Annotated in this window: 11 protein-coding genes and 1 pseudogene; 4 read left to right on the top strand and 8 right to left on the bottom strand. The window is 45.6% G+C overall.

Annotated elements, in window-relative coordinates:
* Positions 1-292: 292 nt before the first annotated feature.
* Positions 293-3,802 (top strand): T6SS effector BTH_I2691 family protein, encoded by a 3,510-nt coding sequence (locus C1S74_RS16850; RefSeq protein ID WP_045400936.1) that lies wholly within the window; start codon positions 293-295, stop codon positions 3,800-3,802.
* 3 nt (positions 3,803-3,805) lie between these two features.
* Positions 3,806-4,759 carry an APC family permease gene (locus C1S74_RS16845; RefSeq protein ID WP_045400934.1) on the top strand — a complete coding sequence of 318 codons (954 nt, stop codon included), beginning with the start codon at positions 3,806-3,808 and terminating at the stop codon, positions 4,757-4,759.
* A gap of 79 nt (positions 4,760-4,838) precedes the next feature.
* Here C1S74_RS16845 and C1S74_RS16840 read toward each other — a convergent pair whose 3' ends face one another.
* The 8 genes and pseudogenes from C1S74_RS16840 to C1S74_RS16805 form a co-directional block, all read right to left on the bottom strand.
* Positions 4,839-6,161 carry a CoA-disulfide reductase gene (locus tag C1S74_RS16840; RefSeq protein ID WP_045400931.1) on the bottom strand — a complete coding sequence of 441 codons (1,323 nt, stop codon included), beginning with the start codon at positions 6,159-6,161 and terminating at the stop codon, positions 4,839-4,841.
* Positions 6,162-6,237: 76 nt separating this feature from the next.
* Positions 6,238-7,645, bottom strand: a pseudogene (locus C1S74_RS16835) (cation:dicarboxylate symporter family transporter).
* Between the two features lie 40 nt (positions 7,646-7,685).
* On the bottom strand, positions 7,686-8,069 hold the full coding sequence (locus C1S74_RS16830; RefSeq protein ID WP_005434996.1) for a RidA family protein: 384 nt from the start codon (positions 8,067-8,069) through the stop codon (positions 7,686-7,688).
* Between the two features lie 24 nt (positions 8,070-8,093).
* Complete coding sequence (locus tag C1S74_RS16825) at positions 8,094-8,762, bottom strand: helix-turn-helix transcriptional regulator (RefSeq protein ID WP_005434997.1); 669 nt, start codon at positions 8,760-8,762, stop codon at positions 8,094-8,096.
* A 552-nt stretch (positions 8,763-9,314) separates the two neighbouring features.
* Positions 9,315-11,411, bottom strand: a complete 2,097-nt coding sequence (locus C1S74_RS16820; RefSeq protein ID WP_045400928.1) for a methyl-accepting chemotaxis protein — start codon at positions 11,409-11,411, stop codon at positions 9,315-9,317.
* 390 nt (positions 11,412-11,801) lie between these two features.
* Complete coding sequence (locus C1S74_RS16815) at positions 11,802-12,188, bottom strand: GtrA family protein (RefSeq protein WP_045400925.1); 387 nt, start codon at positions 12,186-12,188, stop codon at positions 11,802-11,804.
* A 4-nt stretch (positions 12,189-12,192) separates the two neighbouring features.
* Positions 12,193-13,599 carry an ArnT family glycosyltransferase gene (locus tag C1S74_RS16810; RefSeq protein WP_045400923.1) on the bottom strand — a complete coding sequence of 469 codons (1,407 nt, stop codon included), beginning with the start codon at positions 13,597-13,599 and terminating at the stop codon, positions 12,193-12,195.
* Positions 13,600-13,601: 2 nt separating this feature from the next.
* Complete coding sequence (locus C1S74_RS16805) at positions 13,602-14,642, bottom strand: glycosyltransferase family 2 protein (RefSeq protein WP_082039061.1); 1,041 nt, start codon at positions 14,640-14,642, stop codon at positions 13,602-13,604.
* Between the two features lie 152 nt (positions 14,643-14,794).
* Between C1S74_RS16805 and C1S74_RS16800 the strand changes: the two genes are divergently transcribed.
* Complete coding sequence (locus C1S74_RS16800; RefSeq protein WP_045400921.1) at positions 14,795-15,472, top strand: response regulator transcription factor; 678 nt, start codon at positions 14,795-14,797, stop codon at positions 15,470-15,472.
* Positions 15,469-16,767, top strand: coding sequence for a sensor histidine kinase (locus C1S74_RS16795; protein WP_045400918.1), 1,299 nt, complete (start codon positions 15,469-15,471; stop codon positions 16,765-16,767). The genes C1S74_RS16800 and C1S74_RS16795 overlap by 4 nt, the downstream gene beginning before the upstream one ends.
* The last annotated feature ends 108 nt before the right edge of the window (positions 16,768-16,875 follow it).

The following is a 16,875-nucleotide window of genomic DNA, read 5'->3' as shown; positions in this document are numbered from 1 at the left end:
TAACCACGAAAGATCAACAGGCCCTCGAACTTGAATAATAAAAGGGCTCCAGAGGTAACTCTGGAGCCCTTTTATTTTGTCTGGAAGTCATTGTTCTTTAGAACTATCTCTTTCGACCCACACTTGATCTCTTTCGATACAAAAAATGGTATGCGCCAACCAACTTATTGGAAAAACAAACAACTTTTTGATTAAAGTAGAATCATGCAATAATTAACCTACTGATTTTTAGCTGTTTTATTTTGGTGCGATATTTGCCTAATGAAGTAAAACTCTTAAACATAGGCTGACGATGAGTAATCCACTTCCTCCAAAAACTTCGATGTTTTGGCACGACAACAGCTACACCCACGAAGAAGCTGTTCAGGCATTTGAAAGCGATGGCACGTTGAAATCTCTGAATACCGTTCCAACCACCGCATCCGATGATATGGCTGGCTCGCCTCCAGAGCGAAGTATGTTTTGGGAGGGAGAAACCAAAAAAATCGATCCACCACCGCCGTCTGAACCAAAACCTCTCAATTTAAAAACCGAGAAAGAACCAACGGAGGCTTTACCGGCACATTTCGTCCCTGTTCGCTACGCCATCGATCAGCTAGAAACAGAAGAAACACAACCTTTTGGTTTGCCTGAAGAATGGAAAGGCCAAGGCCCAGCCAAACTCAATACCGTTGGCTACACCCTGCGTCAGCTTCGCGATGGTTGGTTGTATGTCTATGATGCAATCAACAAAAGCCTAGACGAATACGAAATCAAAGGAACGCAATTCACGCTCTACAAGCTGGGAGAGTCGGAAAGCCCAGAATCTGAACAGCGTGGGACACCAGAAGGAGCAAAACCTTGCCTTACTTACGAAGACGGGAGCGTGCTGTCGATTTGTTACTCTGAACACCGTTGGACATGGAACATGTTCATGCGCGTCCTTAACAATCCGAGCAACCATATCGATCGCATGCAGACTGTCGTGCTGTCCGCAAACGAGAATCAGCACAACATTGCACCAATCGATAAATTAACTCAAGTTGCTGATATTGAATCTTCTGCCGTCGATGATGGGCGTTTTGCAGATTCTGGCATCGCCACCAAAGCTGACGAAGATGGCTCTGTCTTTAAACCTGTCGCAGCTGAGAGTGATTTAACCTCTTCAATTCCAGCAGAAGAATCGGGCTACTTCGTCGCGATAAAAGATTACGCCGCAGACATTCAAGACATGTCGCTGCATTTTGTTGGTGCCGCAAGCCCTTACCGCCTTTTCACTGACCAGTTTTCAAACCAGTGGAGCTTGATGCAGACCGCCATGCAACTGTGTATGTTTGGTGCAAGCGACAATATAGACATGCCCACAGGAGTAAAGCGCAAAAACCAAGAGCTTGAATTCTATATGGACATGGCGGATTACTATGACAACTCAGCAATGGTTGACCTTACCGGTGAATCTCAAGCCGCTATCATCAAAGGAATGCCATCTTCATTTTCCCAGCAAGCTATCGATGATTACCAAAAATCCACTTCAGAGATAGCAGAGGCCATACAGAAGAAATATGGCATTTCAGCAAACCGATTTGGTAAATACGAGCAATGGATAGCGACTGAGCGTTGGCGTAAGCAGCTCAACTGGAAGCAAATGCTGAGCGAAATGCAGGAGCTGTCAGAACAAAAAGAAACCATGCTTGCCGAAGTTGTTTCAGTAAAAAGCGACTTTATCGCTGTAATGGAGTCTTTGACACCGCATCATCTCGAAAGAACCTTCGACCTATACAGTGAAGACACGCAGTACAGCTTGTATCAACTTCATAAACAAGCGGTTGAGTCATTTACTTTGGTCGTGCAAGAAGAAGACCGCCAATGGGCTGAGAGCCAATGGGAGAAACCAACTAGTTTACTTGCACTCTATGCCTCTGGGTTTAGTCGTAGTTTGTTTAAAGTGATGGAGAAGAATATTACAGAGGCGCTTAATGAACAGTCGGTCGCCTCAGAAAATCCTGACTCTGATAATCAGTTGATGGATCAGATCTCTGCTACTAGCAACCGTGTGAGTATGTACTCTAAAATCATGGACTTTGTTTCCAACCCAAACACTGCGGAAACGGACTTTCTCAAGGATATTGGCAAAGGTTTCCAAGAGCTCGATATTATCTTTAAATCTGCAATAGGTGCGCTTGCAAAAGGCGTTATAGAACTTGGCGTTAGCATGACTTCACAAGCATCGATTTTACTGATGCCTGTTTTCGCTAAACCTCTGAACCGTCATAGCTATTATTTTTTTGCCGTTATTGCAGAGCATATGGCACACAATATGCCAGTGGCTGTAAATGAAAGCTACGCTCGCGATTTTAAAAAATGGAAAACACGCGTAAATGATTACCTAAGTGAGCTCAAAAAAAACGATGCGGTCATTGCTGACTTCCAGAAAAATAACCGCAAAGCCAACTCTAAATACACAACAGCTTTAAAAAATAAAAAGAGAATTAAGAAGGCACTCGCTGTGACTACATTGGAGTACCCACAGTATATTGAATTACCTGATGATCTACCGCAAAGAACCGTCGAGCTTAGAACTCGGATCATGATGAATAAGCTCGATGATTTGAATAAACTGTTCGAGAATGCAGGTGGCCTAGGCTTTTTAGCACTAATATTCAACTGCATCGCGCTTGGTGATGCTATGAGTAGTATCCAAGACACGGGGTTAATGTCCTCAGATGAATTTTTGGATATTCAGCAAAAGCTTTTTTATACAGTAAACGCTTGGACGGGAATTCGCACTGGTAAGCTATGGGATAGAGTGAAAGGTGAAGCCCAGCTCAGAACACACTCACGGGTAAGGCTTAAAAAGCTAATTGCAGATCAAGCCGATGGTTTCGAGCACCTAATAATAGACGACATAAAAACCTTCAATAAATGGCTTGCAGTTACTGGGATCATAGGTGCACTAGCGTCCGGAATAGAGGCTTATCGTGTTTTAAATAGCATCGATGACCTAGAAAGAGATGCAAGAATCGCTGGGTATTTCAACTTTTCTTCGTTGGTCGGATTAACGGTCGTTGGTGCCTTTCAGGCCATTGGTGGAATAACAGGTATATGGTCGGCAAACATTCTCTTTGGAGGACCAATAATGTTTGTCATTATGGGACTAACTGCTGTTTACCTCCTTAGCAATTATGTCATAAACAAGTTTAAACAAGATGATTATCAAAAATGGTTAGACAAGTTACCGTGGGGATATCACCCCGATAGAGTACTATGGAGTCAGTCTCCCGATTTATCAGAACGAGAAAAGCATAACTCGTCTTTAGTGCAAACAGTAATGTTTGATTTACAAACTATTATGGATAAACCATCAATCCACCAAATTCCATTGATGCGTGTTGTTCCAAGTTCGACAACACAATACCCATCAGCAACACAAGAATTGTTTGGTATTGAGTTACATATCCAAGTTCCTACCAATGCAGCAAGAGATGGAATAAAGCTTAGGACAAATGCTTCTGTGACTGAAGGGGAACTGATATCAGGAGTTTGGTACACTGGAGTAGATCTAGAAACCTTGAACAGGTCGTCGGATTCCTCAGATTCTCAAAGCGTCTATAAATTGACTTTCCCCATGAAAGACTCAGTTAACTACCTAGCATTGGAGATAGAATACATTCTTGATGATAAGAGCGACTTTAGCCGTAAGTACTGGTTCCAAAATAATGCAAAACAACGTGCAACTTACACGGCAATTTCAGAAAATACTAAGCAGGCAACGATCAGAAGTTCATTAACTTCAGATGCAAGTGAACTTAGCTTACAGGAGTAACCCTTGGCTTATTTACCTTTTTACATCACCCCAGACGAGCTCTCTGTTTATCAAGAAGAACAAGAGCAACAAATTCTAAAAGGGAAAGAGCTCACAACCTGGCACAAGCATGATATTGAAGAACCTTTTCGATACTTATACTTATCGATTGCTATAGCCGCAGTGAGCCCATTATTTTTCCTTACATACTTCCTTCATGATAGTAGTGAAATGCTTTTAACTTACATTTTATCGGGTCTGACGATAATAATGTCTGGAGTGTCCTATTTGACTTTTGGTTTAGACAATCGCTATGACTACACTTTGTCCGACAACGGCTTAGTGATAAAAAAGCGACGTGATTTACCTAATTGGGTAAACTCAGCAACGCAGCTCATGGGCTGGGTTGGTGCTATAGTTTGTGTAGTAATGGTAGGTATTGCTGGGCCCATGGTTCTTGTCGGGGCTGGGGGGTTTATACTGGTTTCATTTCGTATGCTAAAGCGTCAGCCTGACGAACCTACGGAAGTTCGAGTAGCAGAGAAAGAAGATTGGCTGTTCGCCTACTACAACAAAAAGCGCAAAGTGATTCGCTTCTACCACAAGTATGACGAGTGTTCTAAAAGGAACCTAGAGAAGCACACCGTCTTCAGAGCTCAAACTCGTGGTTATAGCTACATATTCTTTAAGACTGTTCAAGACTTAGATGCATTGCTAGAAACCCTTTCAAACAAGTACGGCATTGAATGTATTGATTTTCCAGACCATAAAGCGTTTTTTGAAGGAAGACCTGAACCTCGAATTGAAGATATCCCTTCTCGTAGCCTTGAATTTCCGGTAGCCGATACCTTTGACCTTAGGGCTCAAAACGCCCCGCTTCCTGAATGGCGACGTATATACAACGGCAAGTGGCAAACGGAATCTGAAATCGAACGCTTAAAAGAGGCTGGTGAACAGCAAACTACTCCTGCTTCATAGTTCACAACAAGCATTAAAAAGGGCTCCAGAGATAACTCTGGAGCCCTTTTGTTTTGTCTGAATTACGTGGATAACTAAATTACTTCGCTACGTTACCTGCAACGTTTAGTGCATCCCAAGTACGTGCGAATGGTGGTGCGTAGCAGAAGTCCATGTAGCCTAGTTGCTGTGTGGTCATCTTCGCAGTGATAGCAACAGCAAGTGCGTTGATTCGGCCTACTGCGCCCTTCTTGCCAACGATTTCGCCACCAAGCAGCACATTGGTTTCTGGGTGGTAAACCAGCTTCACTTTAATGTCTTCTTGACCTGGGTAGTAGTCGGTTTGGTTCTTATCTGAAATGGTTGATGTCTTCACTTCCAAACCGTGTTCTTTAGCTAGAAGTTCCGATACGCCTGTGCATGCCAGTTCGTAATCCAGCACTTTCAAACAAGATGAGCCTAAGAAACCACTCATGTAAGTGTCTTTGCCAGCAAGTTTGTCAGCCATCATGCGCGCTTGTTTGTTAGCTGTGGTTGCCAGTGGAACATACACTGATTTGCCTAGCGCCATGTGGTGAACCACGGCACAGTCGCCAACAGCGTAAATGTGTGCACCTTCTGTTGCGCCAAACTCATCTACTAGTAATGCGCCGTTCGCTGCTTTTGGTAACTCGAATGCTTCTGTGTTTGGTTTGAAGCCAAGTGACATGATCACAACGTCTGCTTCAACATTGCCGTTGTCGGTTTCTACGATGTAACCGCCCTGCTCTGCGTCGCGAATGGCTGATACGCTGCAACCGGTTTTAAGCTCAGCGCCAGATTCACGAATCGCACCTTCTACCACTTCAATCATTTCAGGGCTGAACTGACGGCTCATTACATGTTGTTCACGCTCAATGATGGTGACGTGCTTACCTAGTAAGTGTGCGGCATCGAACACTTCAAGACCGATAAAACCACCGCCGATAACGCAAATGCGTTGTTTGTTGCTATCCTTAAGCGCTTCTTTTACTGCCAAACCATCTTCCATGCAGGTTAGCGTGTATACGTGCTCTGGGTTGAACTCACCGAACGATGGCACGATTGGACGCGCGCCTGTGGCAATCACCAACATATCGTAATCGATGGTGCTTTCTTCCCCTTGGTGACGAACTTTAATCTGCTTTTCAGTGCGGTCTAGTGCCACAATTTCGGTTTCAATGCGCACGTCTAAACCAGATTTAATCGCTTGTTCTGGCGTACGAGAAATCATGCGCTCAGTGTCATCAAACATGCCACCAGCAAAGTAAGGTAAGCCACACGCACCGAACGAGATGTAATCGCGCTTATCCAGCACAATCACTTCATCTGATGGCTGATTACGTTTGTATTTCGCTGCGAAACTCATACCTGCAGCGCTACCGCCTACGACAACAACTTTCATATTTATTACCTAAATAACCTGAACTCAGGAAAAACGGAGAGCACCCGCGTTGGGTGCTCTTTATTAAGTTTGGAAATTACACTGCTGCTTCTTTTGTTACTGTTGCAGTAACGTCAGCATTGTATTGCTCAGTGTTTAGTGAGCCATTCTTCTTCGCGGTTAGTACACCTGACAACATTGAGCCAGAGATGTTAAGCGCGGTACGAGCCATGTCGATAAGCGCTTCGATAGAAACCAGAATCGCCACAACCGTAATGTCTAGACCCATGATAGTTAGCACCGCTACTGCTGCGAACGTTGCACCGCCACCAACACCTGCGATACCGAATGAAGCAATCGCGATTACAGCAATAAGTTGTAGGATGAAGCCTAGGTCAACTGGCATACCCATTACTTGAGCCGCCATGATAGCTAGCATTGCTGGGTAGATACCCGCACAGCCGTTCTGACCGATACTGGTACCGAATGTTGCTGACATGTTTGCTGTTTCTTCGTCCACGCCTAGACGTTGAGTTTGAGTTTCAACGTTTAGTGGGATTGCCGCCATGCTTGAGCGAGAGCCGAAGCCAAATACTAGCACTGGCCAGATTTTCTTCATGAACTTCGCAGGAGACAGACCGAACATAGACACCATCACGAAGTGGATAGCGAACATTACACCGATTGCCACGTAGCTTGCTAGTAGGAAGCGCCCCATTTCTGCTAGTGCAAACAAATCGTTTGTCATCATGAACGTGGTCATCAGAGCGAACACACCGTAAGGCGTCAGCTTCAGAATCTCACGTACCATTGAAAGTACAACTTCTTTTGCAGAGTTGATGAAATCAACAAAGTTTTGCACTTTCTCTGGCTTACGGTTTTTCACTTGCAGGATACAGTAGCCAAGGAACATACCGAACAATACAGTTGATAGCGTCGAAGTACGTTGAGAGCCCGTTAGCATGTCAAAGATGTTGGTTGGGATGATAGACAGCGCCATACCTGACAAGCCGCTGCTCGCCATCGCATCTTGTGTTGCAATCAGAGAGTCACCACGTGCTTCGATAGCGCTGTTAGTGCCGATAGTGCTGACTAGCGCGTTAGCATCGATACCGAATAGGTAAATACTTGCGATGCCCACTGCCGCAGAGATAGCACAAGTGAAAAGTAGAATACCGATGATTTTTGGTGCGATGCGCGATAGTGCACCACCGCCTTCTACGTTCATGATCGAAGAGATCATCGCCACAAATACCAGCGGGATTACAATCATTTGTAGAAGCTTGATGTAGCCTTTACCGAACACGGAGATCAGTTCAGCAAAGCCTGCGGTCGCCACGTTGCCCACACCGAATACGAGCTGAATCGCACCGCCGAATAACAGACCAGCAGCAAGCGCACTCAGTACGCGGAAGTTAAAGCTTTTCTTTTGTTTTTTTGAAGTTCGCAAGTAATGCGTAGAACCCAAAGAACAGGATGCTCAATCCAATAAATGAAACGCTCATGAGAATCTCCTATTGATACCCATTTATGTCCGAAAATCGGTTACTTTTTGTATGCAATGGCTTCAACTTCAACCAATGCGTCTTTTGGTAGTCTTGCTGCTTCAACGCAAGAGCGAGCTGGTGCGTTTTCTGTACCGAATACCTCTGTGTACACTTCGTTAAATGCGGCGAAGTTTTCCATATCTGATAGGAAGCACGTCGTCTTCAATACAGTGTCTAGTCCCGCACCGCTTGCTTCTAGAACCGCTTTTAAGTTCTCTAGTGACTGACGAGCTTGCTCTTTGATGCCACCCTCAACAAACTGCATGGTTTCTGGAACCAGTGGTAGTTGGCCTGATGTGTAAACCATGTCGCCGTAAGATGTACCTTGAGAGTAAGGGCCGATAGCGGCAGGTGCTTGTTCAGTGGCAATGATCTGTTTCACGATATAACTCCTAAGTTATTAGTTTTATTCTGATTTAAATTCACGGATAAACTTGTAGACCGCCTGACGGCTGATCCCAAGTTGCTCTGATACTTGTGTGGTCGTCTCTTTTAGCTCAAACACACCGTTATCAAACAAACAACGAATGATGGCTTTGTTACGACCTTTTGCGGAAACCGTCTCGTCTTGATCCACCTCTTGCATGGCAGCGCTCAGTGCCTGCTTAATCACGTCGTTCGCGTTATTGCTGAAGGTTTCACTGACCAAGGTTTGCGATACGTGACACTGTGGCATCAGCGTCTTGACGATTTCTGGGAATGGGAAAGATAAGTTCATATTGATGCACAGCATGCCAATCGGCTTTTGCTCTGGGCCTGCCAAAATGCACGTGGTCGATTTCAGTAGCGAGCCATCAGCAGCATTGGTGAAATAGCTCTTCGGAGAGACTTCGCCCGTTTTCTCGAATGTGCTCCACATACGTAAGCCCAAATCGGTGATTGGCGAGCCAATTTCACGCCCGGTATGATGACCATTCACGATCTTCACGACTGAATTTTCTAGGCTTTCAAATGAATGAATAACCACTTCACAGTACGGTCCGATCAAATCGGCAATCGTGTCTGCTAAACGAAAATAGTTGCTTAAACATTCTCTGTCTTCGTCGGTGAATCGAACTTGCTTTACACTCATCATTTCGGTTTACATTTTTGAACTCAATGACTGCAAACTACTCCTTTCGGGTGAGTTCAGCAATACAGAGTAAACTTCTGTAAACCTAAAACATGCGCTTAAAACACCAGCAAATTACCAAGAACCGATCGAAATCACGCACAATAGTTGAACAAGATCACCAAAAACATATGAGTCAGGTTTAATTTCTTAAACCACATCAAAGTTTAAATATTTAAAATCAAAGATTGCGTTTTTGAACACTTTAATGATCTAGAACAAGTTCCAAAACCCAGTAAAAATCGCGTACGGTAATAATCAATTTGAAGCGCAACTTGATTTATAAAATCGACGCCAATTACAGTACTCTCAAAAAGGCATTAGATGAATAAAACATCACCATGCATACATCACTTAATTCCGTTCCATGCCGATAAGACGAAGTCATTTTCAAAAAGACGCAACCAAAGCAGAAAAAGTTGAATTGAATACCTTGGTTTAATGTCGTTGGCACCAACAAAAAAGCCGAGCGCATAATGCACTCGGCTTGTTAGAGAGACTCAATAAATGAAACGATTAAGACAACTTGAACTTACTCAGTTCTCCGTGAAGATCGCTCGCTTTTACCGTCAACTCGTTACTGATTTCTACTGAAGAGGTCATCGTATCCATCACCTCTACCGCCGTATCGTTGATGATTACGACGTTACGGTTAATCTCTTCCGATACTGAGCTTTGCTCTTCTGCTGCCGAAGCGATTTGGTTGTTCATATCATTGATGACTTCAATCGCTTGGTTGATTTCAGACAGCGCTAGGTGGGCAGCTTGCGTTTCACCTTTAGTATCGTTAGCTTGCTTTTGGCTTTGCTCCATCAACACCACGATAGATTGCGTCTCCTGCTCTAGTCGAGCGAGCATAACGCGGATTTCTTCTGTCGAACCTTGAGTACGATTTGCCAGATTACGAACTTCATCGGCAACGACTGCAAAACCTCGACCTGCCTCACCTGCGCGAGCCGCTTCAATTGCAGCGTTCAGAGCCAATAGATTGGTTTGTTCTGCAATACCACCGATCTCGCTCAGAATGCCTTGAATCGCCGTGCTGGAATCAACCAAGTTCTGTGTTTGTTGCTGCGCATCGTTCACTTGCATTGCCAAGCTATCTACCGCATTTGCAGCATTATCCATGCGTGTCATGCCGTTCAAGCTGTTGCTTTGTACTTGGCTTGCTGCGGCTGCCGCTTGAACTGCTGAGTTCGCGACCTCTTGCGCAGTAGCACTCATTTCATTGATTGCGGTTGCTAGCGAGTTCACCTCATTTACTTGGGCATTCAATTGGTCACGAGAAGCCGCGGCACGTGTCTGGCCTTCTGTGGCGTTCTTATCGACTTGGTCTGCCGTTGCCATCACAGTCAGCAGCATCTCCTGCATACGCGATAGGAAAGTATTGAACCAATGTGCCAATTGCGCAGTTTCATCTTTACCTTTCACTTCGATACGGTAAGTTAAGTCACCTTCACCTTGCGCGGCATCTTTAAAACGCTCAACCAGATTGTTTAGCACTTTACCCAAAGAGTTCGCGATCAAAGCCATCGAGGCAATGCCTAGAAGAGCAGCGATGATCCCCGCCCACACACCTTTTTCAAGCGCTTTTGAATTCTGTTCATCACTCCATTGCGCGTAGTCATCGACGCTTCTTGCAAGGTGGCTACTGGGAACCGACACCATGACTACCCACGGTGCATCGCTCGTATCGATAGCCGTGATCGCGTATTCATCACCACCAAAAGTCACAAGACCTGCGCCATCACGTTTCGCAATAGACTGAATGTTTGACCATTCTGCAGCGAGCTCAGACGATACTTTCTTACCGACCATATCGGCAGCCCGGCTGTTCGCAAGCGTAATGCCTTTCCAAGACGTGATAAGGATTTTGCCTTCGCCATCAAACAGGTTATGCGCAAAACGTTCACTCTGGCTTTGTAGCTCATGCAGCGATAAATCGAAGCCCAATGAACCGATGATTTTGCCATCCTGCTTAATTGGTTGGCTGATGGTCGTGATCAGCTCTTGCTTGCCTCGTACTGGATAGAAGTAAGGTTCCATGACAAACGTCTTACCCGTTTCGTAAGGCATAAGGTGCCAATCATCTTTGCGCTCACCATTGCTGTTGAGCTCTGTGTTGCTAAAGCTTTCCATGGCGACCGCATCAAAGCTGTCATGCTCGTTAGGCGAGAAAAACGGCGCAAGGTAACCTTGGCTGTTAAACCCATCTTCTGCGTTGAACGTCACTTGTTGTGGCCATGTTTTATCTTGCCAAACCATGTAGCCAGCAAATACGGCTTTATTCTGAGCCTCTAGCGCGGCAGTAAACTGTTTAACAATAAGGTCTGCGCTTGCGTTACGTTCTGCGCTTAACTCAATGATAGAGCGCGCTTGCTTTAGGTTTGCCAAGACAGGATCAAGCTGGTTAGCGATATTCAAACCTTGCTGAATCGCGGTATTTTGCAGATCCGTGTTGGTCGCATCGGTCAATTGCGCTTTCACTTTTTCGTTAATTTGCTTGTTCACATCCGTGAAAGCGTTGGTGGTCATGCCCATTGCAATCAACAAAGTGAAAGCCATTGCTCCACCCGCACTCACTGCAATTCGCGTACGTATACTGTTAAACATATTAGCCTCTATGACTGATGATAAATTGGCGTTAGCTTTTGAAATTTCATGGATTTTAAACAACAGAAGTGAATAGAAGACGCCAAAATATGAACAGAAAGAGAACAGAAAGATCTGCATTATTAACAGAGTTACGGTGGAGAGCGGTTTTATATTTTCGAAGCATGAGCTGCACAATAAATAAAGTGCATCAGAAGAAAGCCTAAGCTATTGTATTTATAGAACTTAACCCTTAATAATAAAATGGTTTTTATATGAAAATAGAGAGATATCAGAGCGCATGGATAGAAAGAGACAGATCACTCAATACGTGATATAGATCACACTTAAATTTCATCCATCTCCCTGTTTTAAATGGAATTATCGTCATTCTCGACAACCCCACCCTACTTACCCTTGGCGAAACACCCATTTTGCACTGAGCAAATAATTACTCACCATGCCTGCCAATATGCCTAAGATCAAAGCCAAATAGACCATCAACCCTTGCGTTCCTAGCGCGAGCGTTACGCCTTTGAACACAATAAAGTTCGGCAAAGCACTGATACAGGCACTCGCCATAAATTTTTGCCATTGAGCGAAAGGGTTGGTTTTTTCCGCTTGAGAGAAAGTCAGCCAGCGATTGCCAAGCCAAGTCGTGGTTGCTGCAAACAAAAATGCTATCCCACGAGCCAGCATCAGCTCCAGACCAAACCAATGGAACAACACAGAAAAGATAAGGGTGTCGACCATAAAGCCAACACCACCAACCAGAGCAAACCTGATTAATTTGTGCATTCCGTTACCCAACCACACAGGTGTAGAGTGAGCGTTTCGACTTTGCTGTGAACTCGTTGGTACAACTCAACGCATTTTCATGAATCATGCTATCCACTTGCTGCGATTTACCAATCAGGTGGAATTTCTTCAGGTCGTTTAAGTCACTCTTATCTTCAAGCTTTTTCGCCTGACCATGACTATAGAACTGGCCTGAGAACGGGCGCTTACCAATGTAAAATACCGGAGCGTTGTCATTAATTTGCGCGAAGATTATGCGGTCGCTGCGGCTGTCTGCTTTGCCCATATTCAAAACCAACATCGCAATCATAAGCAGGGCTGGTAACACCGCCGCCGTTCCGGTCAACCATTTAAAATCGTGTTTATCCACCAGCATCGCAATTAAGATACCCAACGCAGGCACACCCGGTAGTACGTAAGCAGGCAAAATATTCCCAGCCATGGTGAACAAGATCATTGGAGAAATCAGCCAACACATCAGGAAGCTAAATAGGCCTTGATGATCCGTTTCAATGGCTTTGAGTACCTTACGACGTTTCCACGCCAAGATAGGCAATACAATCGACCAAGGCGCAGCCGACTGCAGCCAGAATACCCAGATCATCCCACGTGGTTGATCATGAGCAGAGCCATACAGGTCCCCTTCCCAACCGCTGACAACAAAACGCTTAAAGTGCTCACCAACAATAAAGTAATCAATAAATCCAGGCGTCGCCATTTCTGCCATGATGTACCAAGGCAAAGCAACCGCCAGCATAAGCGCCAAACCCGATACGATAGGAAACCGCTGCCACAAGGCTTTAAAAGCGCCAAAGAAACCATGCTGAATCACAAGCCAAGGAAATACTGCGATGCCCATAATTACTATCGCTACGGGACCTTTTGCCAACAACCCACAAGCCAAGCCAAAGAAACCGAGATAACCCCACAATCGGCTGTGTTTGTCTTTGCCGAGCCAGCAATAGTAAAAGCCGACCATCGCCATGGTCATTGCCAACGTCAGTGCCATGTCGGTCATCACTGCGCCCGCCGCAATTGAAAAGATGCCACACGTCGCCAATACCAACGCTGCGATGACTGCATTAAAGCCTGCACGATGCGCCATGAAAGCAACAAAAACAATCGTCGCAACACCCGCTAACCAATGAGGCGAGCGCACTGCAAATTCATTCAATCCAAACAGCTCAATGCCGTAAGCACTCATCCACGTGAACAGGGGTGGTTTCCCCCAAAAAGGCACGCCGTAATCAAACTGTGGGGTAAGCCAGTTGCCGGTTTCCACCATTAAGCGCGCCATTTCGCCGTAGCGGGCTTCTGTGGTGTCCATCAAAGGGTAAGCGGCAAGTGAAATAAGACGGAGTAAAAGAGCAAACGCCAACAACAACCACAGATGGGTTTTATTAATACTCATAATTACGCGGTTTCTCCCAGTTTAAACTTCATGGTTTGGATGGATTGATGTTTTGCAGGCTGCTCATAAACAGACTGAACAAGATAAAGAGGACGTTGCTTGGTCTCGACAAAAATGCGGCCAATGTATTCACCTAAAAGACCAATCGACAGCAATTGCACACCGCCCAATGCAAGTTGGACGACCATCATGGATGGGTAGCCAGTAACAGGCTCACCAAACACAACAGTTTTCATCACAATGAATGCGCCGTAGATAAAGGCACTGAACGCCACTAACGCACCGGCAAGTGTCGCTAAGCGCAAAGGGCGAATGGAAAACGAGGTAATGCCGTCCATTGCGAGACCAACCAGCTTGAGGTAGTTCCATTTGGTTTCACCACAGAAACGAGCGTCACGCTCAAACTGAACCGTCACTTGCTTAAAACCCGGCCAAGAGAAAATACCCTTCATGTATCGGTTACGCTCTGGTAGCGCATTGATGTGTTTAACCACTTTTGCGCTCAGTAGACGGAAATCGCCCACGTTCTCCGGTACATCTAATTTCGCCATGCTGTTAAGCAACTTGTAAAAGCAAGCGGCCGAGAAACGTTTGAACCAAGTTTCACCATGGCGTTCACTACGCTGCATGTTCACCACGTCATACCCTTCACGCCATTTTGATACCATTTGCGGGATCAACTCCGGCGGGTCTTGCAAGTCGGCATCAATCACGATCACCGCTTCACCTTGGCAGTGTTCCAAACCCGCACTCATGGCGGACTCTTTGCCAAAGTTACGGCTTAATGCAATACAACGAACGTCGCTAGAAGATTGAGAAAAGTTTTGCGCGATCATTAGGCTGTCGTCTTTGCTGCCATCGTCGACATAAACGATTTCACAACGTTCTGGCATTTCATCCAAAACGGCGGCTAAACGACGATGAAATTCAGGCAAGACTTCTTGCTCGTTAAAGAATGGCACCACAACAGACAAAACTGTTTTAGGCTCAGTGTTTTGGCTCACCTTTGAAAAGGCTGCAGCGTGAATGTTGAAGGTTGACATGCTACTCTTCCACTAAATCCGATGAATGAATCCAGTCTACAAACATCAATGTGAAAGAGATGTTGTTGACATCTTTTTCACGTTCTTAGTGAATAATGTTCGGTTAAGACGAAGTCTTATTTTCGAAAACCCGCACACTTGGAGAGAAATACATGAAACGCGTACTTTTAGTCGAAGATAATCGAGAAATCGCAGGCATGTTGTTCGATTATTTTGAGTGTGCAGGTATGGAACTCGATTATGCAGACAACGGCGAGCTCGGCCTGAAACTGGCGATGGAAAACACCTTCGACATCATCTTGCTCGATCTCATGTTGCCACGCATGGATGGCTTAACCATGTGTAATAAACTTCGCGATGCGGGCAACAACACACCGGTACTTATGCTGACCGCGCTTGATAACCGCGACGATATGCTCAAAGGCTTCCAACACGGTGCCGATGACTATCTGACCAAACCTTTCGATCTGGATATTCTTGAAGCGCGCATGATGGCACTGATCCGCCGTTACCGTGGTACCGTCGCGTCGAGCAAGTTGGAATACGGTGAAGTTTCTATCGACCAAAAAACACGTAAAGCTTACCGCCAAGATAAACTGCTGGCGCTAAACCCAACCACTTACACCATTCTGGAAATGCTTGTAAAAAGCGCACCGGATGTGGTGACGCGTGAAGAAGTCGCCTTCCAACTTTGGCGAGAGAACGAGCCGAACAACGACGTTCTGCGCAGCCACATTTACCAACTTCGCAACCAACTTGATAAGCCATTTGAACAACATGTGCTTATCACCGTGCCGAAAGTTGGCTTCCGCTTGGAGACAGGTGCATGATCAATCGCTTACTTGCCAGCACGCAAAGCACACAAAGTATGACAGGGCGACTCGCTCTGTTTTTCTCTTTGGTGTCAGTCGTGATTGGCATCTTCTGCTTTTTGTTGATTACCGGCTCCTTGCTATGGTCTGAAGACCGCGTGGGCGAGCGTCGTATTATGGTCGACAAAAAAGAGGCGATTGAACATTTCCAGTCCCATCCAGAGCAAGGCAGTATTCAGCTTGACCTGCTGACCACCGCTTACAACGACATCTCACTGGTAGCCGAGCGCTACCAAAAATACCTGATTGGTCAAAAACACTTTCTCGATGAAGTAGAAGACGGTGAATACTCGCGCATGGTTTACATGAGCACTTACACCTATAAAGGCGTTGAACATCCTGTGATTCTGGTTTCCTTGATTGATGAAATCGAGATCACCTCAGAGGAATTCATTCTCGTCGTCGCTATGGTGTTATCGATTGTCGCCGTGCTGGTGTTCCTGTTTGGTAGTCTGTTGCTGCGCTTATCACAGCGCTTGATTGAACCCGTCAATGCGCTCAAAACTCAACTCGATCATCACCAAGGCGATGCCACGCAGACCTTTAGTGTGCCCGAGGGCTCGGCCAAAGAGTTCCAAACCCTTGCGGATGAGTTGAATGAGTACCGCCATAAAATCAACCAAGTCATCAAGCGTGAGCAAGCCTTTGCACGATACGCGAGCCATGAACTGCGTACACCGTTAACCGTGATGAAAGGCTCAAGCAGCTTACTGGCGAGAAGTGCGAACACGGATTTCCAGACTCGCCAAGTGAACCGAATTCAAGATGCGACGCAGCAGATGTCGACCATGGTGGATGCCCTACTCGGCTTAGTACGTTACGAGCGTAATGCAGATGATTCACCAGTGCGCAGCGTCACCGAAGAAGAACTCAACCAAATCATCTTCCAAAGCCAAGCTCAGGCGGATGAGAAAGCACTCAGCTTTGATGTACAGATCGACGGTAACCCAAGAACGCGCGCGACCAATGCCGTGTTGACCATTATTCTTGGCAACCTGATTCGCAACGGCATCGCTGCGACACCTTCGGGGTCAATTCATGTCAGCATGGATGAGAACACCATCTCGGTGCGTGACGAAGGTGAAGGCTTTTCGACCATTCCGCACTCTGATGGGCACGGATTAGGTTTGATGATTGTGGACGATTTGTGCCAACGCTATGGCTGGCAATTTAAGATTGGAACACATCCAGAAGGTGGTTGTGAGGCGGTGATTGATCTTGCGTCAGAGCATCAAGAGACTTGCTCAGAGTAACTTCCTCAGCACTTGGTTCAATTAAGAGGTATCTCATTGGCTCAGTATTAAAACGAGCAATTCGATACCTCTTTCTATAGTCTGTCGACCTTTCGCGGTTAAATAAAG

The sequence above is a fragment of the Vibrio hyugaensis genome (assembly GCF_002906655.1).
GTDB lineage: Bacteria > Pseudomonadota > Gammaproteobacteria > Enterobacterales > Vibrionaceae > Vibrio > Vibrio hyugaensis.
Note: the sequence above shows the minus strand (reverse complement) of the source record. Positions and strands in the feature narration are given on the sequence as shown.